Source organism: Bacillus sp. DWP3-1 (genome assembly GCF_049896565.1).
GTDB lineage: Bacteria > Bacillota > Bacilli > Bacillales > Bacillaceae > Bacillus.
Genome location: NZ_JAFCUN010000002.1, coordinates 374168 through 398704, shown reverse-complemented (window position 1 = coordinate 398704; position 24537 = coordinate 374168). Strand labels below are relative to the sequence as shown.

General features: G+C 39.5%; 21 protein-coding genes. 7 read left to right on the top strand and 14 right to left on the bottom strand.

The features are described 5' to 3' along the window. The first annotated feature begins 334 nt into the window (after positions 1–334). From ACP7A0_RS07405 to ACP7A0_RS07385, 5 genes are all read left to right on the top strand, one after another. Positions 335–661: an uberolysin/carnocyclin family circular bacteriocin gene (locus ACP7A0_RS07405; RefSeq protein ID WP_034661404.1), complete on the top strand. Its 327-nt coding sequence runs from the start codon at positions 335–337 to the stop codon at positions 659–661. A gap of 696 nt (positions 662–1357) precedes the next feature. After that, positions 1358–2500, top strand: coding sequence for a hypothetical protein (locus tag ACP7A0_RS07400; protein ID WP_223249892.1), 1143 nt, complete (start codon positions 1358–1360; stop codon positions 2498–2500). Next, positions 2463–3002 (top strand): stage II sporulation protein M, encoded by a 540-nt coding sequence (locus ACP7A0_RS07395; protein WP_223249893.1) that lies wholly within the window; start codon positions 2463–2465, stop codon positions 3000–3002. The genes ACP7A0_RS07400 and ACP7A0_RS07395 overlap by 38 nt, the downstream gene beginning before the upstream one ends. Positions 3003–3023: 21 nt before the next feature. Continuing rightward, positions 3024–3569, top strand: coding sequence for a hypothetical protein (locus ACP7A0_RS07390; protein ID WP_066030632.1), 546 nt, complete (start codon positions 3024–3026; stop codon positions 3567–3569). Then, positions 3562–4230, top strand: a complete 669-nt coding sequence (locus tag ACP7A0_RS07385) for an ATP-binding cassette domain-containing protein (RefSeq protein ID WP_106031277.1) — start codon at positions 3562–3564, stop codon at positions 4228–4230. The genes ACP7A0_RS07390 and ACP7A0_RS07385 overlap by 8 nt, the downstream gene beginning before the upstream one ends. Positions 4231–4283: 53 nt before the next feature. On the opposite strand, the gene ACP7A0_RS07380 is transcribed toward ACP7A0_RS07385, so the two are convergent. Next, positions 4284–4577, bottom strand: a complete 294-nt coding sequence (locus ACP7A0_RS07380) for a spore coat protein (protein WP_034661411.1) — start codon at positions 4575–4577, stop codon at positions 4284–4286. 220 nt (positions 4578–4797) lie between these two features. Between ACP7A0_RS07380 and ACP7A0_RS07375 the strand changes: the two genes are divergently transcribed. Further along, complete coding sequence (locus tag ACP7A0_RS07375) at positions 4798–5010, top strand: hypothetical protein (protein WP_060596628.1); 213 nt, start codon at positions 4798–4800, stop codon at positions 5008–5010. Between the two features lie 36 nt (positions 5011–5046). Here ACP7A0_RS07375 and ACP7A0_RS07370 read toward each other — a convergent pair whose 3' ends face one another. The 4 genes from ACP7A0_RS07370 to ACP7A0_RS07355 form a co-directional block, all read right to left on the bottom strand. Continuing rightward, entirely contained in the window at positions 5047–6387 is a 1341-nt protein-coding gene (locus tag ACP7A0_RS07370; protein ID WP_426004709.1) for a sugar porter family MFS transporter, read from the bottom strand. A gap of 81 nt (positions 6388–6468) precedes the next feature. Next, positions 6469–7890 (bottom strand): L-arabinose isomerase, encoded by a 1422-nt coding sequence (araA, locus tag ACP7A0_RS07365; RefSeq protein ID WP_106039711.1) that lies wholly within the window; start codon positions 7888–7890, stop codon positions 6469–6471. Between the two features lie 17 nt (positions 7891–7907). After that, the gene (locus ACP7A0_RS07360; protein WP_034661424.1) at positions 7908–8612 is read right to left on the bottom strand and encodes an L-ribulose-5-phosphate 4-epimerase; all 705 of its coding nucleotides are present in this window, start codon (positions 8610–8612) and stop codon (positions 7908–7910) included. Further along, positions 8606–10231 (bottom strand): xylulokinase, encoded by a 1626-nt coding sequence (locus tag ACP7A0_RS07355; protein WP_106031276.1) that lies wholly within the window; start codon positions 10229–10231, stop codon positions 8606–8608. Before ACP7A0_RS07355 ends, ACP7A0_RS07360 begins: the two co-directional genes overlap by 7 nt. Positions 10232–10504: 273 nt before the next feature. Between ACP7A0_RS07355 and ACP7A0_RS07350 the strand changes: the two genes are divergently transcribed. Beyond that, complete coding sequence (locus ACP7A0_RS07350) at positions 10505–11605, top strand: GntR family transcriptional regulator (RefSeq protein ID WP_212040724.1); 1101 nt, start codon at positions 10505–10507, stop codon at positions 11603–11605. Positions 11606–11638: 33 nt separating this feature from the next. On the opposite strand, the gene ACP7A0_RS07345 is transcribed toward ACP7A0_RS07350, so the two are convergent. From ACP7A0_RS07345 to blaBPU, 9 genes are all read right to left on the bottom strand, one after another. After that, the gene (locus ACP7A0_RS07345; RefSeq protein WP_426004706.1) at positions 11639–12364 is read right to left on the bottom strand and encodes a DsbA family oxidoreductase; all 726 of its coding nucleotides are present in this window, start codon (positions 12362–12364) and stop codon (positions 11639–11641) included. Between the two features lie 141 nt (positions 12365–12505). After that, the gene (hxlB, locus tag ACP7A0_RS07340; RefSeq protein ID WP_066030626.1) at positions 12506–13063 is read right to left on the bottom strand and encodes a 6-phospho-3-hexuloisomerase; all 558 of its coding nucleotides are present in this window, start codon (positions 13061–13063) and stop codon (positions 12506–12508) included. Continuing rightward, on the bottom strand, positions 13060–13692 hold the full coding sequence (hxlA, locus tag ACP7A0_RS07335; RefSeq protein ID WP_024718772.1) for a 3-hexulose-6-phosphate synthase: 633 nt from the start codon (positions 13690–13692) through the stop codon (positions 13060–13062). The genes hxlB and hxlA overlap by 4 nt, the downstream gene beginning before the upstream one ends. A gap of 249 nt (positions 13693–13941) precedes the next feature. Further along, positions 13942–14298, bottom strand: a complete 357-nt coding sequence (locus ACP7A0_RS07330) for a winged helix-turn-helix transcriptional regulator (protein WP_012010675.1) — start codon at positions 14296–14298, stop codon at positions 13942–13944. Between the two features lie 75 nt (positions 14299–14373). Further along, positions 14374–15243, bottom strand: a complete 870-nt coding sequence (locus ACP7A0_RS07325) for an alpha/beta hydrolase (RefSeq protein WP_375566019.1) — start codon at positions 15241–15243, stop codon at positions 14374–14376. A gap of 53 nt (positions 15244–15296) precedes the next feature. Then, on the bottom strand, positions 15297–15560 hold the full coding sequence (locus ACP7A0_RS07320) for a hypothetical protein (RefSeq protein WP_375566021.1): 264 nt from the start codon (positions 15558–15560) through the stop codon (positions 15297–15299). Positions 15561–15842: 282 nt separating this feature from the next. Next, positions 15843–16463, bottom strand: a complete 621-nt coding sequence (locus tag ACP7A0_RS07315) for a hypothetical protein (protein WP_375566022.1) — start codon at positions 16461–16463, stop codon at positions 15843–15845. After that, complete coding sequence (locus ACP7A0_RS07310) at positions 16464–23483, bottom strand: DNRLRE domain-containing protein (protein ID WP_426004702.1); 7020 nt, start codon at positions 23481–23483, stop codon at positions 16464–16466. 168 nt (positions 23484–23651) lie between these two features. Further along, positions 23652–24440: a BPU family class D beta-lactamase gene (blaBPU, locus tag ACP7A0_RS07305; RefSeq protein WP_426004700.1), complete on the bottom strand. Its 789-nt coding sequence runs from the start codon at positions 24438–24440 to the stop codon at positions 23652–23654. Positions 24441–24537: the final 97 nt, after the last annotated feature.

The window sequence follows — 24537 nt, the reverse complement described above, 5'->3', positions numbered from 1 at the left end:
TGAATATTCAGACAACCACCTCCAACAGAATGATTGATACTTCCAATTTTATCTTGAAAGGAGGTTTTGATCAAAGGATATTGATCTCTTAGCACCAATCTCTTTTCCTATATGCAATTAGACTTGCTTATCCATCTGTGAAAACAAGGTATTTCCGATCATGTTTACTCGTTTTATCCTAGCAAAAACGATTCTTTTCTCACTTATCTTTTGACCTTTTTTATATTAATCTATAACTAATTCATGAAAAAAAAGAAAAAAAAGGATTCCTATGAATGAAAAGATATCATAAGATAGAATAGTAACAAAAAGACAAAAAAGGGAGGAATTTGATATGACAGAAACAAGAAACGAAATCAAACTACATGTTCTTTTTGGTGCTTTAGCAGTAGGTTTCCTTATGCTAGCTCTTTTTTCCTTCTCGCTACAGATGCTGCCAGTTGCTGATCTAGCAAAAGAATTTGGTATTCCAGGCAGTGTTGCAGCTGTTGTTTTGAACGTTGTTGAAGCGGGCGGAGCTGTTACAACAATCGTCTCCATTTTAACTGCTGTAGGATCAGGTGGTCTTTCACTTATTGCAGCGGCTGGTAAAGAGACCATTCGTCAGTACCTTAAAGCCCAAATTAAGAAAAAAGGCCGTAAAGCCGTTATTGCTTGGTAATTCATTTTTATGACTCAATAGAAGGAGACTTTGTTCTCCTTCTATTTAAATTTTGATGCAGGTGAGAAGATGTTATATCCATTATTATCACTACTTCTATCAATTAGAATTCAACAACAATATTCAAATCTAGCTCAGTTTATAATACGTAAGGTTCCATTTTTCACATCGTTTTCTTCTAAACAGTACATATTATTTTCTTGTATCCTTGATACTTTATTCGGATGTATGATTGTAATCGTTATTTCTTCATTTCTTTACTCTCCGATCTATCAAATAGAATGGGAAAGTGCTTTTGTGATATTTTTGTTTCTTTTCTCTATCGTCAAAGGGATTGAATCTTATAGAAGAACTCATATTCTTCCTTTTGAAGAATTGATACAGCTTGCACCTGTTTCCTCAAGACACCTTTTCCAAACGCTTTTGTTTTCAGAACTGTTCTGGTTGATGTTGACCAGTTTGAGTACTTATTTAATCTATTTTCTGTTTCAATATTCTATTGCTCAAACACATGATTGGATATTCTGGTTAAAGCATCTCAATGTCATGTTGACAGGTTTCTTCCTATTTATCATCAGCAATAAGATATTTGGTGCTTACATCTATAATATTGTCGTGAAAAAAATCGGGATCATTCGTGTTCTTTTTTTCGCAAGCATCTCTTTACTTTTTTTCTTATTTGGAAGAGTCCTGATATTGAACATTATTTTCCCTTTTTATCACACCTTCCAACAACTTTTTCAGTCGATTTCATCGCTTGCAGAGGATTCGTTTTGGATTACACTTTCCAACAATTTGGTGGCTTTATATCAAAATGATCTTCAGCATATCCATCATGCTTTATTCTCAAAGGATTCTGTATTTCTACAATTTCAAGCGCTTTTCACTTCACCTGTCACATTTTTCGTGGTGATATTAGCAGCTATACTCGTCATGAAGAGTCCTGTACGCTGGATTCCAACTGGGAAAGATCATGATCAAAACTCAACACATTTTCGAGATTTATTTTATTGGTACTTTCAAGTACTTAATAAAATTCAAGGCTCGCTGTTTCAAAAGAATATGTTGATCCAAAAAGACCTCAAGGTGTTAAAAGAAAAAAGATGGCTGCTGTCTAAAGAGTTTTTTAATTATATGTTTATGTCATATGAAGCCTTCTTTTATATCGGGGTTATGACTAGTTTGATCTCCATTATTGATCATCCGGCTTTGCAGATTCAGCTGCTTTTTACATTAAATGTGATGATTTTAGCAAATCAAACGTATGAGATGAGAATGCTGACCCCTTCTATTTTTTCTTTAAGTGCTGAAAAAAAGAATATTTGGCTTTTTGAGCTTTCTCAAACATCTCTTATTCAGTTTTTCTTATCAAAAATCCAGTTATTTTATTGTTTATTTTCCATACCAGCTCTCTTTCTGCTATTCATTAATCTATCAATCATGGGTGTATATCAGCTTTTTGATATTCAGATGCTCATTCAATTTGTGGCATTAGGGATTGGTTTTTTCATTTTCCCTTTGATTCAGCTTTACTTGTTTCCATTTACAACGAAATTCAATTTTATTCATGAGCATGAAATAGGGACAACCAATGAGGAAATAGAAGTTATCGATAAAGGGCAGGCTTTTGCAAGAAACTTTCTTGTATTACCTTTTATGTACTACATGATCTTGACCTCTTTTCTACCTATTTTGCAGCAATCCTCAGGTCTCATAAACTTTCTGTTTGCTTTATATTTTGTGATCGTTTCATTGATCTGCTGGGTGTTATGCCGCAAGACCATCTATAAAGGGATTGAGTATGTTGAAAAAAATAAGATATTTTCTATCGGAGAATAGACTGATTTTACGCCTCGGCTACATTTATGCTGCTATCTTTATTGCAGCAGTGCTGATTGGTAGCCTTCTTCCTTATGATCAGATTCCTTATTTAAAAAAGGATGAAGAGATGTTTTTTCTATCTATTTTCTTAAACAATTTGCAAGTTGGGATGGCGATATTAGGGATCGGAGCTTTTACAGGCGGCATCATGGCTGCTGGCATTCTTTTTTACAACGGATACATTATTGGCAAACTAGTTCAGTATTTGATTGTCAATCAAGAAGTGCAGCAGATATTCACAGGATTACTGCCTCATGCTTTCGTAGAGATTCTTGGTTTCATCCTGTTTTCAATTGTCAGCTCTTTTCCTTTTATTTATCTTTATCGATTTATAAAAGGAGAAACAATTGATTTAAAAAAGTTGACTGTGACTGTGCTTCAATTGATTTTTGCAGCAATTGTTCTCTTATTCGCAGCATCTCTTTTAGAGGAATACGTTAGCCATGTACATCTACCATAGAAGAAAGGGGAATGTGGTTCCATGGAGCTACTTCTACGACCTAAGGAATTTTTCAATCAGAATCAATCGATTAAAACCATTGTAGGCCTTGTCTTACTATCATTATTTGTTTCGACTGTCTTTTTAACATTTTTTATTATTGATTTGTTAGTAGATGAACCGTTACCTGCTGGAAAACAAGTAGCCAGCATTGTTTTTATTTTTTTGCTGACGATCCCGCTTTATTTCATTTTGAATTTTCTCAGTACTGTTCTCACTTCAATTTATATGTATTTTTTTCATAAAGCTTTTATTTTACGCAAAATGTATCTTGTCATTTTGGTTTATAATGCATTTCTTTTATTAGTGAATAGTGCAGCGATCTATTGTGTGATGGTGTTACAATTAGACCACTATTTTATCTTGATCCAAGCAATTTCCTTCTTCATCAACTTATATCTTTTGCGCATCCTTTATGATGGCATCATTTACTATGCAGAAGGGTCGAAAAAGGCTGCCCTTGCGACAGTGATCTTGTATATGCTGGTGACCACTGTGTTTGTTATTGGAGGATTCATCAATGGCTAGTCTTCAAGTGTCTCAGCTATCTTTTCGCTATGAAACAACAGAAGAAAGCTCTCTCCTTCTCGATCAAGTTTCGTTTGATCTGAAAGGAAGTGATCGAGCTTGTATCATTGGAAAGAACGGCAGCGGTAAATCGACTCTTTTAAAGATCATCGCTGGTCTGCTTCCATCTGTATCAGAAACGATTTTACTCAACAAACAGCTTCACCCCAGGACCACTCAATATAAAAGTCTGGTGGCGTACATCCCTGATAAGCCTTTAGTCTATGATGCGCTCACTGGTCTTGAGCACATGGAGCTTGTTCAGTCTTTATGGAAAATGAACAAGTCAGAAAAAGAGTTATACAAAGAGACCTTTCTAACGCTTTGTGATGCATTTGATTTAACGCATGCCCTAAAGATGCCAGTCAAACAGTATTCATTGGGCATGAGATATAAACTTTTCTTTAATTGTATGGTGGCAAGATCTCCAGAGCTGATCATTCTTGATGAGCCTTTTACCTCTCTTGATGAGGCCTCACAGATACAATCGATTTCTTTATTAAAAAAAGAATTCTCACATCGATGTGTTTTATTTACCAGCCATCAGCGCTACCTTTATTCAGAATTAGGAAACCGTTTCTTCCAGCTGGATCAAGGACAATTAAACGAAGTGGAACGTTAGACATACAAAAGGCATCCCATAAAAGGATGCCTCTCTTCTTTTTCTCGATCACATTACCACTTACAGCGTTTCACTGGACGGCAGCAAGGTTTTTTGATATCCCTGCCGCAATCGTATTCTTCCACAATGTACTCGTTATGAGTAGATTGAGTGACAGGGTAGTAGTTTTCAATTCTTTTGATGTTTTTATTGACGTTTGTGATATGCGTTGGATGAATTTTTCTGATGGTTTGTTCATTCGTTGTCGTGTTGACAATTTGACGTGTGGGGAAAACAACCGTTTCATCTCCTCCTTGGTTTCCTCTGCGAGGACCAAAGAAAAAGTCATCTAATCGATTTCGGCTCATCTCAACACCCCTTCAAGTTGTCTTTCACTTACACTCTATCGTATGTAAGAAGCGCATTTCGTGACTAGATGCTTGTCTATTTTTAAAAAAATCCACTATTCATCTCGTTTTCTCTTTCTTTACAAAAGGGCAATTTTAACATATTATACAATATGATATATTGTGGTAGAAGAAATTGTGGCCCATAACCTTCCCACTTATCAAATACGAGGTGAACGATATGATCAATACGACACAACCAATCGAACGAAACAAGCTTGACATTGCACTTGAACTGACTCAATTGCATTTGAATCGATATGAAACGAATCATCCTGATCAGTTGAGTGAGGTTTATGCGAAATATTATGCGCTGCTTGAAGTGCTGGATTTATCTTCTTATGATCAATTGATTGATTTATTGCCCGCTGAGCTAAAACAGACGCTTGAGTAAAAAACCCCTCTATCCACATGGGATAGAGGGGTTTCTTTATACACGTGCTGCCATATCGGTTTCGATTTGCTCTAAGCTTCTTCCTTTTGTTTCAACTAGTACAAAGCGGGTGAACAATAGTCCGATTAAGCAGATGACACCAAATGAGGAGAAAATGACCCCAAAGCTGAACTTATCAGCTAAGATAGGGAAAACGAGTCCAACTGCTAACGATCCCGTCCAGTTAAAGGCAGATGAGATACCTGCTCCGATACCTCTAACAGAAAGCGGGAAGATTTCGCCGATGATGATCCACGTGATCGGTGCCCATGAGAAGGCGTAACACAAGATAAAGCAGCAAAGGGAAATCAATGTCACCCAGTTTAAAATCCCTTCACTAACGCCAAGTGCACCTAATGCCGCTGGTGCAAAGAAGGAAAGTGCCATACCTGTGCCCCCTACGGTGAGAATCGTTCGGCGGTCGAACCTGTCGACAAATTGTAAAAAGATAACGGTTGTCACGACGAAAATGACACCGACAATGACTGTAAAGCCTGCTGCGACCTGCGGCGCAAGGCCTACATTCCGAGCAATACTCGTTGCATAATACACAATGGAATTGGCGCCCTGTATTTGCTGAAGGGTCGCCATCCCAACCCCGATGAAAAGAGCCATTCTGAATTTCTTTTGGAACAATTCACGAATACCAGAGCGTTCTTCTTTCGCGACTTCTAAAATTTCCTGCATTTCTGCTTCGATTTCTTCACGGGAAGAACGCAGTGATCCTAATACCTCCCGTGCTTTATGAGCCATTCCGTGTTTAATTAAATATCTCGGAGATTCAGGGAGCCTCAGCATACCAATATAAAGCACGATAGCAAATAAAGCGGCACTTCCCAGCATCCAGCGCCAGCTGTCTGGAATAGGTTCAAACACAAACGCGACAATATAGCTCAGCAATAGTCCGCTCACAATCATAAGCTGATTGAGCCCAGACAATTTCCCGCGGATTTTAGCAGGAGCAATTTCAGACATGTATGCCGGCACCAAAGATGAGGCTGTTCCTACTGCTGTGCCTAAAAAGATACGTGCAATGGTTAATGAAATCTCTTCTGGTGCGATAGCTGATCCGATAGCTCCGACAAAAAAGATAACGGATGAGACCAAAATAAGCTTTCTGCGGCCATATTTATCCCCTAAGAGACCGCTTAAAATGGAGCCAATGATGGCCCCGCCCATTAATGAAGAGACAACGATTCCAAGCCATAATGGGCTGAGCTGAAATTCTTCCTGAATATGTCCTTCTGCCCCTGCAATAATTCCAATATCATATCCGAATAAGATGCCTGCAAAGGACCCGAAAAAGAAGATAAATTTGCTTGACACTTTTTTCTCCAAGTGGATGACCCCCTCACTTAATTAACCGCTTTCATTTCTCCCGGTGCTTCTACTGTAAACAGTAGAAGACGTTTCACCCTTCTATAAAACCACATATTCTGCATGAACAAGCTTTGTAAAATGAACAATTTGATCAACCGTTAAATTGAGGGATACGACTGTATGATGACCCCCGCCTTGCTTAATCCATGCTTTGACTCCGTCCTGAAAATTCGGCTTGATTTTCCAGAGCACACGTGCAACCGGTAAATGAGGTGCTGCTTCCTCCGGCTCAAAGGCTTCGACTTCTTGTATGAGCCATTTGAAATGGGTTCCAAAGTCAGCAATGGAAACAACAACACCTTCGCCTGCTTTTCCATCAAACACAAGACGCGCTGGATCTTCCCTGTTTCCGATACCAAGTGGAGATACGACAATCACTGGTTTCGTATGGGCGAGCGCTGGATCTACTTCTAACATATGAGATTGCAGCACCGCTTCCTGTCCAGAGGTCATTTCATACGTGTAGTCCTCCATAAAACCAGTGGATTGATGATGACTCATCACCTTTAATAATCGGTCCAGTGCAGCAGTTTTCCAATCGCCTTCCCCAGCAAAGCCATATCCCTTTGCCATTAGCCGCTGTACCGCAAGTCCTGGCAGCTGTTTCATTCCATGTAAATCTTCAAAGTTTGTCGTAAAGGCATTGTAGCCGCCTTCATCTAAGAAGCGTTTGATGGCAATTTCATAACGCGCTTGCACCTTGACACTTTTTTCCCATTCTTCAACTGAATACGTTCCATAATCCACATCATATTGCGTTAAATACTCCGCAAATAATGCATCTACCTCTGCTTCTTCTACTGCATTTACATATTCGACGAGATCGCCTATTCCAAAGTAATCAACAGTCCACCCTAATTGAATCTGGGCTTCTATTTTATCGCCTTCTGTTACAGCCACGTGGCGCATGTTGTCACCAAACCTAGCTACTTTAATCTGAAAGCTCTCATGATAAGCAGCCGCCACGTCCATCCAATCAGCGATTTGCTGCTGCACATCCGGCTTAGACCAATGACCGGCGACAATTTGATTTTGTTTATTTAAGCGCGCATTGATATAGCCATATTCTCTATCTCCATGGGCAGATTGATGAAGATTCATATAGTCCATGTCGATCGTGTCCCACGGAATCTTCTCATAATACTGTGTGACAAGATGCAAAAGAGGCTTCTGCAAGAGATCGGTTCCGCGTATCCACATTTTTGCCGGTGAAAATGTATGCATCCATGTCATCACGCCGACAACCTCATCGCGATAATTGACTTCTTTCATGAGCTTTGTGATTTGATCCGCGCTGACAGCCAGCTCCTGCAAGATCACTGGGTAAGGAAGTAAACCACTCTCATTTAAGGCATCCGTCATCTTTTGAGCATCTGCTTTTACTTTCTGCAGTGCTTCATTTCCATATAAATGCTGCGATCCAACAATAAACCAGCATTCTTTATGTTGACTTGTTAACATAGAAATCCCTCTTTTCTTTATCTTGAAGGTTTTTGTCCGTAATACGCATGTTCTCCGTGTTTTCTTAAGTAATGTTTATCTAAAATTCGCTGCGGGAGAGGCTCCGCGTATTCGTTTAATTGCTTTGCGAACAGATTCATTTTGGCGACTTCATCTAAAATCACACTGTTTGTGACCGCACTTTTTGCATCTTTTCCCCACGTAAATGGGCCGTGACCTTGAAGCAATACACCCGGCACCGCCATCACATCTAGGTTTCTTTCCTCAAACGTTTCGATGATCAGCCGGCCCGTTTCTACCTCATAACCGCGGTTGACTTCTTCTTCTGTCAGAAATCGAGCACACGGAACAGCGCCGTAAAATGTATCGGCATGTGTTGTGCCCATTGCCTGTAAATCAAGACCTGCCTGCGCCCAAACGGTTGCCCACATGGAATGGCTATGTGATATACCGCCAATTTCCTCAAAGTGTTTGTAAAGAACAGCATGTGTTGCTGTATCTGATGAAGGACTGAATTCCCCTTCCACTACTTCACCGTCAAAGTCGACCACAACCATGTCTTTTGCTGATAATTGGTCATACGCTATACCGCTCGGCTTAATAACAAATAGACCGCTGTCACGATCACACGCACTGACATTGCCCCATGTAAATTTCACAAGTCCGTATTTCGGCAAATCTAAATTTGCTTCAAATACTTCTTCTTTTAAGCGCTCTAGCATACGGTTGTCACTCCTTTCTTTGGCATCAGATGTGCTACTGCCGCTTCTTCAATCGCAAGGCCCTCTTGATAGCGCTTTAAAAATTCGTCAAAGCCTTTGACATCAAGCGGGTCGGGTTCCATGAGCTCTTCTGATGTATGGGCAAACACTTGATGCGTGAGAAATTCAGCCAATGTTTGCTTTTGATGATGGACCATATAGGAAGCAAGGACAGCCATCCCAAACGCACCGCCTTCTCCCGCAGTGGAAACGACTGATACAGGTGTATCAAGCGCTGCGGCCACCATTTTTTGACCAACGAGCGGGGTTTTAAATAACCCCCCATGCCCTAGTAAACGATCAATCACAACCTGTTCATGTTCTTTTAAACGATCCATCCCTATTTTCATTGCACCAAAAGCAGAAAAAAGATGGGTACGCATGAAATTAGCCAGATTAAAGCGGCTTTCAGCTGATCTGACAAAAAGAGGCCTTCCTTCTGGCAGTCTCGTAATATTTTCACCAGAATAATAGCCATAGCTTAAGAGTCCGCCGCCATCTCGATCTGCTTCTAACGCCTGCTGCAATAAGGCTTCGTATACCTTTTCTGACGCCACTTGCATACCCAATGCTTCAAATGCCTCTCTGAATATATTCATCCAAGCATTTAAGTCACTTGTACAGTTGTTCGCATGAACCATTGCGACTGGCAGTCCGTCTGGTGTTGTGACCATATCCACTTCTGGATACACACCCTTTAGCTCCTGCTCTAGCACAATCATGGCAAAAACAGATGTCCCAACTGAAATGTTCCCTGTCCGTTTTTCTACACTGTTTGTTGCCACCATTCCCGTTCCAGCGTCACCTTCCGGCGGGCAAAATGGAATGCCTGGCTTCAAGTGTTTGCCTTGATCTAAAATGGCTGCTCCTGCTGCCGTTAACACGCCAGCCTCCTCGCCTGCTAAATAAACACGCGGCAGAAGGTGACGCAGCTTCCACGGGTAGCCTTTTTCTACGATCAAGTCTTCAAATTGATGGAGCATTACTTCATTGTAATCCTTCGTTTGTTCATCAATTGGAAACATGCCTGACGCATCACCAATGCCAATGGCCTGCTTTCCGGTTAACAGCCAGTGAATGTACCCTGATAGGGTGGTCATATATTCTAAACGGAAAAGATGTTTTTCCTCCTCTAATATCGCTTGGTACAGATGGGCAATGCTCCATCTTTCTGGAATATGAAATTGGAAGACATCCGTCAGTTTTTGACTCGCCTCAATGGTTGTTGCATTCCGCCATGTTCGGAATGGAACGAGGACCTCTCCTGTATGATCACATGCCACATAGCCATGCATCATAGCTGATACTCCAATTGAGCCAATGGTTTGAATGGTCACGCCATACCTTTGCTCGACTTGCTCTTTCATCTCCCGGTACGCCACTTGAAGACCTGTAATGATATCAATTAAGTTGTACGTCCAAATTCCTTCCTGGAGAGAACTTTCCCATTCAAATGTACCTTGAGCAATTGGCTGAAACGCTTCATCTATTAAAATGGCTTTAATTCGTGTTGAACCAAATTCAATCCCTAAAGATGTCCGTCCTTCTTTTAAGGCTTTGGTCGTCTCTTCATGATCCATTCTGCGTTCACCTCCATAATTGATAGCGGTTTCAATTTTAATTTTCTAGATTCATTGATTCTCTGTGCACATTCACAATATAATATTTGTACGTACATATGTCAATATTAAATATAGTTGTACATACACAATATGACAAAAACCTTCACTTTTCTAAAGCTGAGACGACAGAACGGGAAAGCGCCTGTTTTTGATTCGACAACCATGTTAAAATATGTCCATACAATTTCTTCTCAATCCGAGTAGATGATCAACTGAGAAAGAAGTGAAACGATGAAAAAGAAGTACCAGATCATTATCGATGATATAAAAAGCAAAATACTCACAGGGGATTACCGGATCGGGGAACGTATTCCAACCGAATCAAGCCTGCAGGAGATGTATCAAGTGAGCAGGCATACGGTTCGAAAGGCCATCTTAGAATTGTCGAGCGAAGGGTTTTTGCGAAGTGAAAAGGGCTCAGGTACATTTGTGACCAATCAATATCAAGCAAAGCCTGCTGGACATGCACATATGAAAACGATTGGGGTTATCACGACATACATATCCGATTACATTTTCCCTTCTATTATTCGAGGCATTGAAAGCCGATTAAACGAAGAGAACTATTCTTTGTTACTGGCAAGTACGAATAATGATGTGGAACAGGAGAAAAAAGCGCTGGAAATGATGCTGTCATTTGGTGTGGACGGACTCATTGTCGAGCCGACGAAAAGCAATTTATATAATCCGAACATCTCGTACTACCTATCTTTTAAAGAACAGGATGTACCGCTCATTATGATCAATGCCTATTACGAGCAGTTAGAGGTTCCCTTTCTCTGTTTAGATGATGTGAAGTCCAGCTATTTAGCCACAAAAGAGCTGATCACCTCTGGACATCAGCAAATCGGCCTGATCTCAAAAACAGATGACTTACAGGGAAAGTACCGAATGAAGGGATATATTCAAGCGCTCGGTGAAGCCAAGCTTAATTTTCTGCCTGAGCACGTCCTCTTTTTCGATACAGAATCGAAGCAGCATTTGGGAGATGATATCAAAACTTTCTTAATAGAGCATCAGCATGAGCTGACTGCCCTTGTTTGCTATAACGACGAGGTTGGATTAGAAGTTGCCAATGTATGCAGTGACATCGGGCTGTCCATTCCAGAAGATCTCTCCATTATTGGACAGGATAATTCGTATATAGCCCAGAAAAATGCCCATGTGAAGCTGACAACATTGACCCACCCTCAGGAGCAAATGGGCCGGGATGCGGCAGACTGGATGATTAAAAAAGTTCAAGGAAAAAAGAATCTCCCTCATCAAACCTTTTACGAACCTGAATTGGTTCCAGGTGAAACGATCAAACAAATGAATGCAAGAAAAAAATGAGCCCTTGCCGCAGGAGGCTCATTTTTTATATGATTAGATATCTTCTTTAGGGGCAGGCACTGCGCATACGCCATCTGCACATGCGGCTTCAAATGAATTGGCAGCTTCTTTCTCAGCTTGAGCTACTTCTTCTGTCCAAGCCGTTTCAAGTGCACGCAGGAACGTATCGGCTGGCTGTGCACCTGCCACTGAATATTTGCTATTCAATAAGAAAAAAGGAACAGCAGAAATACCAAGCTGTCTCGCCTCTTTTTCGTCCTCTCGTACATGATCTGCAAACTCTTCGCCGTCTAGAACTTGCTGCACATCCTTCAAATCAAGACCTGCTTTTTCTGCAATATCTAAAAGGGTTTGACGATCACCAACATGCTTTCCATCTGTGAAATACGCTTGAAACAACTCTCCCATGACGAAATCGCCTTTCCCCATTTGACCAGCATATTGCGCCAATCGATGGGCATCAAAGGTGTTTGTCAACACGAGTGGATCAAATTGAAAATCGATTCCTTTCTCTTTGCCGGCCTGCTTCACCTGCTCATTCATTGCCATGGCCTGGCTGCGGCTCATCCCATATTTTTTGACGAGCATATCATGGACATCATAATCGACCTGAGCAGGTGCATGCGGATCAAGCTCAAAGCTTTTAAACTCTATTTCTACCTGTTCCTTCTGAGGGAATTGTTCAAGCGCTGTTTCTAGCTGTTTTTTTCCTATATAACAAAAAGGACAGGCGATATCTGACCAGATTTGTACTTTCATCTTTATCTTCCTTCCATGCTTACGCTTTTTCTTTAACGATGTAACTATTATAGTTACATCCAATCGATGATGTCAAGATTCTGCTCTTGATTTAGATAAAAAAAGCCTCTCCTTCTAAGAAAGGAAAGGCTTTGAAAATGACTATTCTAAATTTGCATGGTGACCATACATTTTATGTGTGTCGAGCTCTTTTATTTCCATTAAACGTAAAATGACCGCATCGTATGTCAGAAGAAGCAATTGCTCAAATAGTGAGCCCATTGGCTGCATGGTATGATGGCTTCCTTCCTTTTGATCCTTTGGCGCACCTGACAGTAAAATGACTTCATCCGATAGATCAGCTAGAGGTGACTCAGCTGAAAGCGTGAAAGCTGCCACTTTTCCGCCAATTGCTTTTGCCTTTTTTGCAAGGACAAGCAAGGTCTCTGTTCGACCAGAGCCGCTCCCCACAATCAAGAGATCTTCTTCTGTAAAGGAAGGAGTATTGGTCTCACCGATCACATAAGCCTTGACGCCAATATGTGTGAGTCTCATGGCAAATGATTTTCCCATCAAACCAGACCTGCCAGCCCCTGCCACAAAGACCTTTCTTGCAGCTAAAATGCTTGAGACAAGCCGCTCCGTTTGTTCGTCTTGAATAGCGGGCGAGTGCTCAGAAAGCTCATTCAAAATGGCTTTCACATAGTCACTGGTCTTCATGATTGTGCGATCAGCTGCTTCATTTGTGCGGCCACTTCTGCTTTATTGTCCTGGCTTGCGATACCGCCGCCGACAATGATCAAATCAGGATTTAATTTCACGACTTCAGGTAACGTATCAAGCTTAATTCCGCCTGCAATGGCTGTTTTCGCTTGTTTGACGACTTGTTTAATGGTCATAAGGTCAGCAAATGAGTTTTGACCAACCGCTTGCAGATCATAGCCTGTGTGCACACAAATATAATCGACTCCAAGCTCATCCAGCTCTTTTGCCCGGCCAGCGATATCTTTGATACCAATCATATCAACTAAAATCTGTTTCCCTCTTGCTTTCGCTTCTTTCACCGCTCCTTGAATGGACATATCTTCTGCCGCTGCAAGAATGGTGACGATATCCGCTCCAGCTTCAGATGCCTGCTGCACTTCATAGCCGGCAGCATCCATAATTTTCAGATCAGCGAGTACACGTAAATTCGGAAAAGCCTGTTTGACTTCTTTTACAGCACGCAAGCCTTCATTGATCACAACAGGTGTCCCAATTTCGACCACATCAATAGATGCTTCTACTTCTTTGATCAGCTCAATCGCTTCTGGTATATTCACTAAATCTAATGCTAATTGTAATTTCATTCACTTTCACTCCCGTTTTTTCATCTCATCTTCAAGAGCTTCGCGGATGGTGCTTCTTGAACGATGAAATGAGTATAACAACAGGATGGCAGCAATCCAAGTACGCACTTTTTTTTTACATACTATACTTTTTCGCATATGGTCACAAAAAAGACACTGTCTTTTCGACCAGTATCTCAGCGTGATTGAAAAGAAGACAAAGGGCTAAAATAAAGTGATTTTAGCCCTTTGTCTTCATCGGTCGTCTTTCTATTTATCATCCTTTAAAAAATTGCTATCGAGATATTGTTTTCCCCAATCATACATCGCCTCTAAAATCGGCATTAAGCTTTCTCCTAGTTCTGTGAGGGAATATTCAACTTTTGGCGGAACGACAGGATAAACCTCCCGATGCACAATGTGATCTTCCTCTAATTCTCTTAACTGATTGACAAGCATTCTTTGCGTAATCCCAGGCATTAACGACTTTAGCTCACCAAACCGTTTTGTCCCTTCTCTGCCAAGGTGCCATAAAATCAGCATTTTCCACTTACCGCCGATAATATTCAGCGTCAGCTCTTTTTCGCAATTAAACACTTTATTTTCCATACGTGATGACAACGACATACACTCCTTTGGTACAAACCATTTACGCTTTATCATATACTGCGGCAAAATGGATTGCCTAGCATACGGTCTTCGTTATTGATTTTGTTTTTTGACAAAAGCCATAACAGCTTTTGTCATGTCTTGCGCTTCTTTTGGCGCCCTGTCTGATCCAAACCATTTATTCAAGTCACTGTGGCTCAGCGAATGAACCCGAAAAACAAATCGCGAGCCTTTATCATGATTCAGTTTTTCTGCAAATCGGTACACCTCTGGATTTTCCCAGCCTGTGACTAAATAAACAGGCGGTACATTCGCTTGATTCATATAAGTGACAGGTGAGGCCTTTGTCCAGTTCTTCTCCTGTTTGCCAAACACTTTTTTATACGATGGAATGGCTTGTATAAATTGATTGATGTTTAACGGCCCATCTAAAATCACGATGGAATTGATCGTTTTTGGCGACAGCCCCACACGTTTTAAGTAAGTCGAATCTGTGGCCACCAATGCCGTCAAATGACCGCCCGCTGAGTGACCCATGACATTGATTTTTGATGAATCAATTTGATACTCATCTGCATGATCCTTGACCCATTTAATGGCGTTTGCCGTATCATCTGCCATCTGCTCATAGTTGGCATCAGGGTGAAGCCTGTAATTCATCGAAACAAACACATACCCTTGATCCGTAAAATAATCAGCCTTTGAAGCGACTCTATTCTTATCGCCGCCTGTCCAGCCGCCGCCATGGAGATAGATCATGACTGGATGCTTCTTCTTATTGTCTTCATCTTTGCCCTTTGGCATATACATATCGAGTGTTTGCTGTTTGTTTTGTGTGTCTGCATAATGGATGTTCGTCGTCGGCTTAGGCTGGTTTAAACGGAACACAAAGAATGCGCATACCAATAAGCCCGCGATGACAGCCGCAAATAAGAGCCATTTCGTGATTCGTTTCAATGTCATTGCACCTTTCTATGTTGGGATGAAGAAGCATGATTAGCACATATGTAGATAGACTAGCACGATTCATTTGATACGACTTGTATGACTTGAACTGTTTGACAATAAAATGAAAAATAATCTTCTTCATAGTCTTCTACAAAGTAATTCAAATTTTCCCAGCCTCTATTCAAAGGCTCAATATTTAAATATAGACTAGAATCGTTTGTTAAGTCCAAATCTTTGATTTGAACAGAAGATACATTGGTGAATTTTAGATGGATGTCTGCTTGTAGATTCGAGGATTCATATGGGATGTGCAGAACAATACAGTTGATCAAGTCGTAATGTTCATTATACTCTTTAAAGTAGTGAAATTCATTGATTTGCTTTAGAAAGTAATGTCGAAATAGTTGTTATGTTCTGGATTGTTCATCTAAACACCCTTATAGTGATATGCCTTAAAATAACTCCTTATTAAATAATAGGAAAAAGCTGCCAAGTTCCCTTGACAGCTTTTTTTAAAAGAAGTTGCTTAACAAATTGTAGATGAAAAACAATTACTTCTCACGAATAATCTCCAAATTTATATATATTTAAACTATTCAAAATTAAAATTTAACTTAGGAATAATTACTCGTTAACTCTACCCAAAATTCGTCGAATTTTTCTCTATCATTAAATAACAGTTCTAACCATTCCTTCAAAATACCATTAAGAGGTTTCCAACCTTCTTTTGATAATAGATTTTGTATAGAATAGTTTTTAGGTGAGAAGGCTAAAATACAAATCTCTAAATCCCTATCTGCCCAAATTGCCCAATCCAAAGAATTAGATAACCATACAACTATATTTGAGTTAGTTGCAATATCATCAGCTATCGAACCTTCTGGGCTAGTCCAAAGCGCATTTACATAATCCTTACCAGATATTTCAACACCCGTTCTGAGCCAATTATAATAACCAAATTCTCTTAGATAGTATTCTACTGGATCCGGCTTAAGTACTGCCGTTAAAAATTCTTTATCATTTGTTAAACCTGATAATTTTTTTATCGTTGTTAAAACCTCATCACTCAAAGCCCAATCAAACTCTTGAAACAAAAAACAATTAAAATTCTCTCGAAATACTTGATGAGGCAAATATTTATTTGTATAAAAAGCTTTTTCAATCAAGATTCTATATGCATTGAATTCATTATCTGAATGAATAAACAATGCTTTACTGTTATCCAATAAAAACACCTACTTCTTTAATCTTATTTTAAGCGAAGGTCTCTTAGCTCCTTTAGGAATGTAGTCTGCAGAAGGACCATTATAATCTCTTGACTTATTTCTCAATGTATATCTTGAACCTTTTTTACTCATAATGATTACTTGCCTATCTTTACTTATCGATTTTTTCCATCCTTGCCTTCTAAGATTTTTCTCAAAGTTCCTTTTTGTTACATTAGTAGCCCTGTTATTGACTATAGCTGTTTTCTTTTTTACATTTCTATAACTAGAATACGTTCTTTTTGCTTTAACTTTCTTCCTTGAAAGTTTATAAGACTTCTTCCCAGCACTAAATACTTTTTTCGCTCCCTTTAACTTTCCACCACCCAAAAATCCTGATGCGGCTGCTACCGCCACACCCTTCCAACCTTTTCCTGATTTATGTGCTTTGTATCCATCATATACCGCAAATCCAGCATTGACAACAAACCATACCCAATGTCCGTCTGGGTCCACATTCATGACTGGGTTGTTGTTTCCATAGGTATATCCGTTTTGATCTAGTGAATCTCCATCGCTTCCTGGGTCTGGGTCAAGTGATAGGAATACGCCGTTTCTTGGTTCATAGTAGCGGGCGATTAAATAGTAAAGTCCTGTTTCTTCGTCGAAGCGGTACCCAGCATAGCGATATGGGTTTCCTTTTACTTCTTCATCTTCTTTTACCTTTGTTGGAACACCCCATGTATCGTATTCGTACTCAGCAACGATTTTTCCTGCACTATTTGTCATGGCTATGACATCACCGTGTGCATTGTAGTGATAGAAATATTTTTTCCCGTTTTGTGTGAATGCAAGTAGTTGTCCACTCTCACCGTATGTGTATGCTTTTGTGACTTCGTTGTCTCCATCTGTTTCGTATAAAACATTCAGGCTGTCGCCGTCATAAAAGTAATTGGTGATTTTTCCATTCACTGTTTTTTGAATTCTATATCCACGCTCATCATATTTGTAAGTGACAAATGGCTTGTCTTCCCCTTTTTTCGTGATGGCCGTTATGTTATCTTCTGCGTCCCATTCATAAAGGAATTGCCCGTCAGACGTTCGGTTGCCATTTTTGTCATAAGTCAAAGTCTCATCATTTACCTTTGTCAGTTGGTTCATGATGTTGAATGATGCACTGATTGTTTTCTTAGTGCCATTTTTTTCAGTCGTGACTGTTTTTCTATTTCCAAACCCATCATATGTGTACTCAATGACCGTGCCATCTGGATGAGCTTCTTTGATCAATTGATCTAATTTTCCATATTCATAACGAATCTTCCCGTTGCTTCCTTGATCAACCGTTATTCTGTTTCCATTTTGATCATATTCGTAAGCTTCGTTTAAGATCGTTGCCCCTTGGCTTGTTCCAATATGCAATTCATTGATTAAATTGCGCTCATCATAAGCAAAACTAGCACCACTGCCGTTACCTGTAATAAAGGACTGGACATTTCCATTTTCATCATAATCAAACGAATACGTAGAACTCGAATCCTTCATCTGCGTCATTTGATCAAGCTTATTGTAACTGAATTGGTTCGTCCCTTTTTGATTTCCGTGTGTCCACTCAAAAGATTTTAGTTTATCTGAATCGGCTGGATACGTCCAAGTTTGACTGCTGCCACGCTCTGTTAACTTTGTGATGCGGTTTTGTTGGTCAAACGTTCGATTTTTGGTTGTGTTTTGTTCTTTGTTGACAACCGTTGTTTCGTTTCCGTTTTTATCATAACTAAAGTTATATTTTTCTGTTCCATTGTATGACTTTGATTTCACTCGGTCTGTTCCATCATACGTGAGAGAAACTTCATGTCCATTTGCAGAAGTGGTTTTAATTAAGTTGCTATTCGCATCATATTCACTTTTCAACACATTTCCTAATGGATCAATGGTTTTTGTCAATTTGCCCATCGGGTCGTATTCAAATTGATACGTCTGATCTGACTCTGCACGAATGGTTTTCGACCGTTCATTACCTTCTTTATCGTAGGTTCTCACAATGGATGTCCCGTTAGATAAAGTGATTTTCTTCAGCTGATCGGCCTGGTCATATTCGAATGTTGTTTTTTCGCCTTTCGCATCGGTTTCAGAAAGCTTTTTGCCCGTTTCGTCGTAGGCAGATTGAGATGAGTAACCAAGCTCATCCTCTTCTTTAACAGCATAGTTCCCTTTCTCGTCGTAAGTGGTTTTCGTTAACAGACTACCTTCTACTAGACGGATATCATCAAACCAAACCGTTCCAGTCGCGCTTTTTTGGAAAACAATCTGAACGTCAACTTTTTTCAATGGTTTTGTTTTTGGTATGACAACCGCCGCTCGGTTCCACTCTTGTGTACCGGTTGGGAATTTCGCATTAAACGTTCCTGTTGTGCCATCTGTATACGTAACGGACGCTTGAAGTGAGTAATCATTTTCATTTGAGGCTTTGACATTTTCAGCCTTAGACATCCCAGTCAATGTGACATACACAGATTGATCATTCGCACTTTGTTCAATCGGTACAGATTGTTTATAGATGGCATTTGCTTGAGATGAAGATGTTCTGGTCATTTTTAACGAAACGTCATCATTAAAGCCTTCTTCATTATCTAATGAACCACCTGTTCCGCTCCAGCTTGCTGTTTTATCCGTAAAGGAATTATTTTTGACTGGATTATAACTTGATGAAACTTCGCCTTTTTCCAGCTGAATCTCATCGAACCAGGCTTTTCCTTTTCCAGCCTTATCTCGATGATCTACTTCCATATAGATCACAGCTTTACCTGCATGAGACGGCGTCGTAAACGTGACTTGGCGTTTTGTCCAATCGTTTTTGCCTGATAATGTGCTGTAACCGTTGCTGATCCATTGAATTCGTTTGTTATTTGTATCTCTTAAATCAATGTTAAAAAATGCTCTTGCTTTCGTTAGCTCTGTCTTTATTTTTCCATTAAGTGTATACGTCGTATTTGGCTCTAGTGTCACTTCTTGAGTAGCAGAAGAATAGCCAAGTTCTGTTCCTTCAGTTGTCGATTGTGAACTGATTTCTAATACCCGGCCGCCAGATAACACACCACTTTTCCCAGCTGTTTGCGCTAATTTCCCGTCATCCTTAGATGCTGTAAGCTTCCAGCCAGTTAGCGTATCTTCAAAACTGCCATTTTTTAATATACTCGCACCTGCAGCAAGTTCTTTACTCGTTTGTACCAAATTCCCGTACGAGTCATAAATACTTGCTGAAGACATATTTCCACTTTGATCCGTTTCAGATACAGCATCTAATCCATCATAGGCGATATCTGTAATATCTCCTTCTGTATCTTTCACTTTAGTGACATCATTATTTTTGTTATACTCGTAGGTTTCTGTCCCATAAGCATCTTTCGCCTGAATGACGTTGCCATTTTTGTCATACGAATAGCTTTCTGTAGCTTTTCCTTTCTCTACATCATTTGGGTCAGTTTCTTCTACGATTTGATTGCCTTCATATTTCGTTTTAGTGGTGATTTTAAGCCCTTCCGCATCATCTACAACTTGAATTGGATTGGCTGCTTCGTTATACGTATACTGTATTTTTCGCCCGTTTGGCTGCGTTAGCATGAGTGTCTTTTTAGATAAATCATATGCATACTCAAAGGTTTCTTTTTTTGCATTGATTGCCTTGACTAAACGATGATTTTCATATTGATATTCTGTAAAAACAGGCTGATCTTTTGTACTGTTTTGAGAGAATTGTTTAATCAATCTGCCTTCTTTATCGTATTCATATGAGATACTTGTTCCATCTGAATCAATGACTTTCGTTAGTAAACCTGCATCATACTCATATGAAAGCTTTTTCCCTTTTGGTCCTTGAACCGAAATGATATGACCATCTTCATCATAATCCATTGTTATTTTTCGGCCAGATGCATCTTCCATTGAAGTGAGCTGATTGTTTTCGTTATATTTGTATGTCGTTGTATTTTTATGTCCATCTACAACCTTGGTGATCTTCCCACCGTTTTTACTAAAGTGCGCAAAGGTTTGATCCTTCGTTTTTAACATGTATTCATCTTTTGATTCCGTTAATTCAAGGAAAATACCTGTTGGTGGTTGATACGTACCATCTGCTTTTTTTGTAAAAACATGAGTTGTGGCATCTTCATCAAGATAGATGACACCTTCTTTTGTTGGCGTGATACTCGTTTCTACATCTGCGTACCACCCTTGACCAAACAGGTGGTCAGCTGCATCTAAACTATTGTAGGTTCGACCCATTCCAAGTCCTGGTCCTCTTCCATCAATCGACATTTCTTCTTCACTGACAATCACATTCCCAGTTGCACCATTAAGCTGACCGTCTGGTATATCAATAATCGACCAGTAATCCTCTGTTCCAAGGAATTCGGCCCCTTCATGGAATGTCGGGTTAAAGGCTGGTGTCGGAATCGTTTCTCCATTTGCATCGTAGGCGGAAAGGGTAAAGGAGTAGTTCTTGCGTCCTTTATAATTTCCATTTGCATTTTCATATACTGGTGATGGGTCTAGCGCTAATTCTCCACCCTTTCCATCTGTATGAAGCACATATTTCCCACTTTTAACTTCAGTAGGAGTCGGCCAAATATTCTTGTTTTGTGTTGTCCAATGATCGACATCACCCACATCAAATGATTGATATGCCTTACCATTATAGATGTTAATTTTATATCCTTTTGCATTTTTCACTTTGTCCCAATGTAAATTGATATAACCTGTTTGGCTCTCTTTTGTATTGGTATAAGCATAACCAGATAAAGCTTTCGGTCTAGATAAATCAGGTAAAGTTGGTCCAGCTGGCGGTGAAGCAATAGCTTCTCCATCTTTATTATAGGCAATCACTCTGAAGGAATAATGTTTTTGAGCCGCATCTCCTCCAGCATTTTTGTAAGTCGCACCAGGATGAATTGGAAGCTCTGCCCCTTTTTCATCTTGGAGGTGCAATGCATATTTACCTGCTTTGATCTCAGCAGCTGTCGGCCATACTTTTTTCCCTTTTGTTGACCATGAAGTTTGATTCCCAAGATCCAACGTCTCATAGCTTTTCCCATTAAACATTTGTATTTTATAACCGGTCGCACCGGAAACTGAATTCCAAGAAAGATCAAAGTAACCTGTTGCATTATTATTATTGAATCCTTTTGTACTAGGTGCTTTCGCTCTAGCCACATTCGGCATGACAGGTTTTACTTTTGCTGACATTGCGCCTTCACCTTGGTCAAAAATCGCACTTACAGCTACCCAATAATTTTTACTTGTTGCATAATTGCCACCTGAGTTTTTGTAAACTGGGGAAGGATCAACTGCTAATTCAGTTCCACCTTTTCCGTCTAAATGAAGTTTATATTTTTTAGCTGCAATCTCGCTTGCTGTTGGCCATATATTCTTTCCTTTTGTACTCCATGATGCCACATTTCCAACTGAAATGGCTTCATACTCTTTTCCGTTGTATAACCACACTTTGTAGCCTTTTGCACCAGCTACCTTTTTCCAACTTAAATTGAAGTAGCCTGTACCATTTCCATTACTAAAACCTTTTACAGTTGGTGCATTTGCCTGTGGAATGGTATACGTTACTTCAATGACTGGTTTATTGGTAGAGTTTGTTGATGAGATTATTTTTTTCCAATGGTCTTGCCCATTTCCATTTGCATGTAATTTAAAGCCATAGTTAGCTGTTCCGCTATTCCAAGCTTTGATGGTTGAAGTCACATCATAGCTCGCCCATTGTCCTTTATATACATTGGCTTTGCCGATGTTTTTGGAGCTTGGTTTATTGTTCCACGTTAGTTTTGTATGATCATAGTTGGCATTCACTGTATCCAGCCAAAGACCAGTAGCCTTCGTCCCGTAATATGAATGAGCAACATATGTTTTGAGCGTCGCTTTCGTTACATTCATATTTTGAATCGGTTTGAATGAGTTAAACTTCATGAACGCATAGTTTGTACCAGTTGTTTTATCGTAATAACCTGTTTTGAGTACATAACTTTTAAGTTTAGCGTCCCATTTTTGCGTAGAGGATGAATAATTTGTTGTTGGGTACTTACTCATGATAAATGTGTCTGCTGATACAGATAAAGAAGTCGAAGGATCGATAGACACAGGATAAACTCGTTCAGGATCTTTGAGCCATTTTTCATCTGCTGTCACATGAAGTAAATAGCCATCGTCTTCTTTTTCTAATTTAAAGCTCACATCTTCTGAGCGAGCCACTTCACCTGACTTTTCATCTAAATTAGAATCAGTCATAAACGGTTTTGGGACTTGAAAAATGGTCCGTTTCTTCTGATCATAAAATGTGATAGAACCGTCTTCCTCAATTTCTCCAGTGAGGTCTGTCTTTATTTTGAATGTAAAAGAATTGTAGCCATCATATCGTTTGAGTACAATATCTTCTTTGATGTTTTCATTAAAGGTAAATGATCGTAAATCTATATTTGGAAATACCTCTTCATATGTAAGATCGTTGGTGTTCTCTTTAAATTGTGCAGATGAATCTTTGGAATTGATTTCTGATTTGTTTTTCCCTGAAGCTTTTAAAATTGAAAATTCAATTTGATGCTTCTTGTGTTCAAATGTCGCATATAGTCCTTGTTTCATTTGCTTTTGAAAAGTAGTTTCTAATTTCGCATTTTCTGTTTCTATTTCTTTTTTCGAGATCGTCTTTAATTCTGGAGAGATGTCCTCCCATTCTGCATCTGGAGCCTCTTTAATATGAATAGGATCAGGATACACCTCTTGTGTAAATACACCCTCTCCTTCATAAAAAAGTTTGCTGTTTTCTGTTCTTTCTGAAAGAACTTCTCCGTCTTTTCCAATTTCATCTTCGTCAATTCCTGCCATTTCCAGGGCTTTTGAATCATCAAACTCTTCTAAGCTGTTATGACTTGATTTTGTATTTTTGTCATGTTCTTCTGCAAAAATATCAGAAGGTAACATTGATAAAAGCATCACAAAGGCTAGTAGTGCCGCGATATTCCTTTTCCATTTTACTTTTCTTTTTAGGTTCATATTAATCTCCTTATCATATATTTGTAACATTTGTAACATTACGCCATATATAATAATACATTTGAAATGATACTTCAATATATTTCTATAAATATATCATTCTTTCAAACTAATCCATATATCATCAACTTATCTATATAACCCCTTTTTCACACATAAAAAAGCACCCTAAACGGATGCTTCTATCAAATGATATTTTTTCAAAATGCGATAGGTAATGTCTTTTGCTTCTATGCCTGTGCCTTTGATATTTGTGGCGAAGATGTAGGTTTTGTGTTCATGTTTGATAAAACCTACGTACCAGCCGATGTCTGATCCGGAGCCTGTTTTGCCGTATAGGGTGGCATGTTTCTCTTCTTCTTGTACCATCATTCGTTTGACTGTTCTCATGTTCTTTAGGTCAAATGGAAGAGTCTCTTCATATAGCTGTTTGAGGAAACGAACTTGTTCAACTGGAGAAATACGCAACGTACTGCTTAACCAAAATTGATCGATTCCGCCAGATATGTCTTCGTTCCCATAATGAATGGCTTTCACCCACTGACTCATGCGTTCTTCACCGATGTCACGGGCCATGGCTTGATAGTACCAGACGACTGAATCTCTCATGCCAGATCCTAGTGTATGATCCCTATTCCAGCGGTCAATCTCTCTTTTCACTCCGTCCCAATATTTGATGTCATATTCATCTCTCACTGCGCCTGTTTGGAGTCCGATTAAGGCATTTGCTACCTTAAATGTCGATTGAGGTGCAAAGCGCTCTTTCGCTCTTTTTTTGTTATACACCCAGGGCGACTTTTCTTTTACTTCTTGAATTACAAACGTGCCTTCCCGGTCTTTCATGAATTCATCTACTGACCATGCTGGTGATGCTCCTTCAGTTGATGAAGGCTGGCTTATACAAAGTGACATCAGCATCATGCCAGTAATGAGCCATTTTATATACTTTTTCTTCAAAACAATCGCTCCTTTTCTCATGATTTACATGATTGTAGCATGCTTAAGCGATGGGACATAAGGTACGCTTGTCCTCTTTTCTTTCAAATAAAAAAAG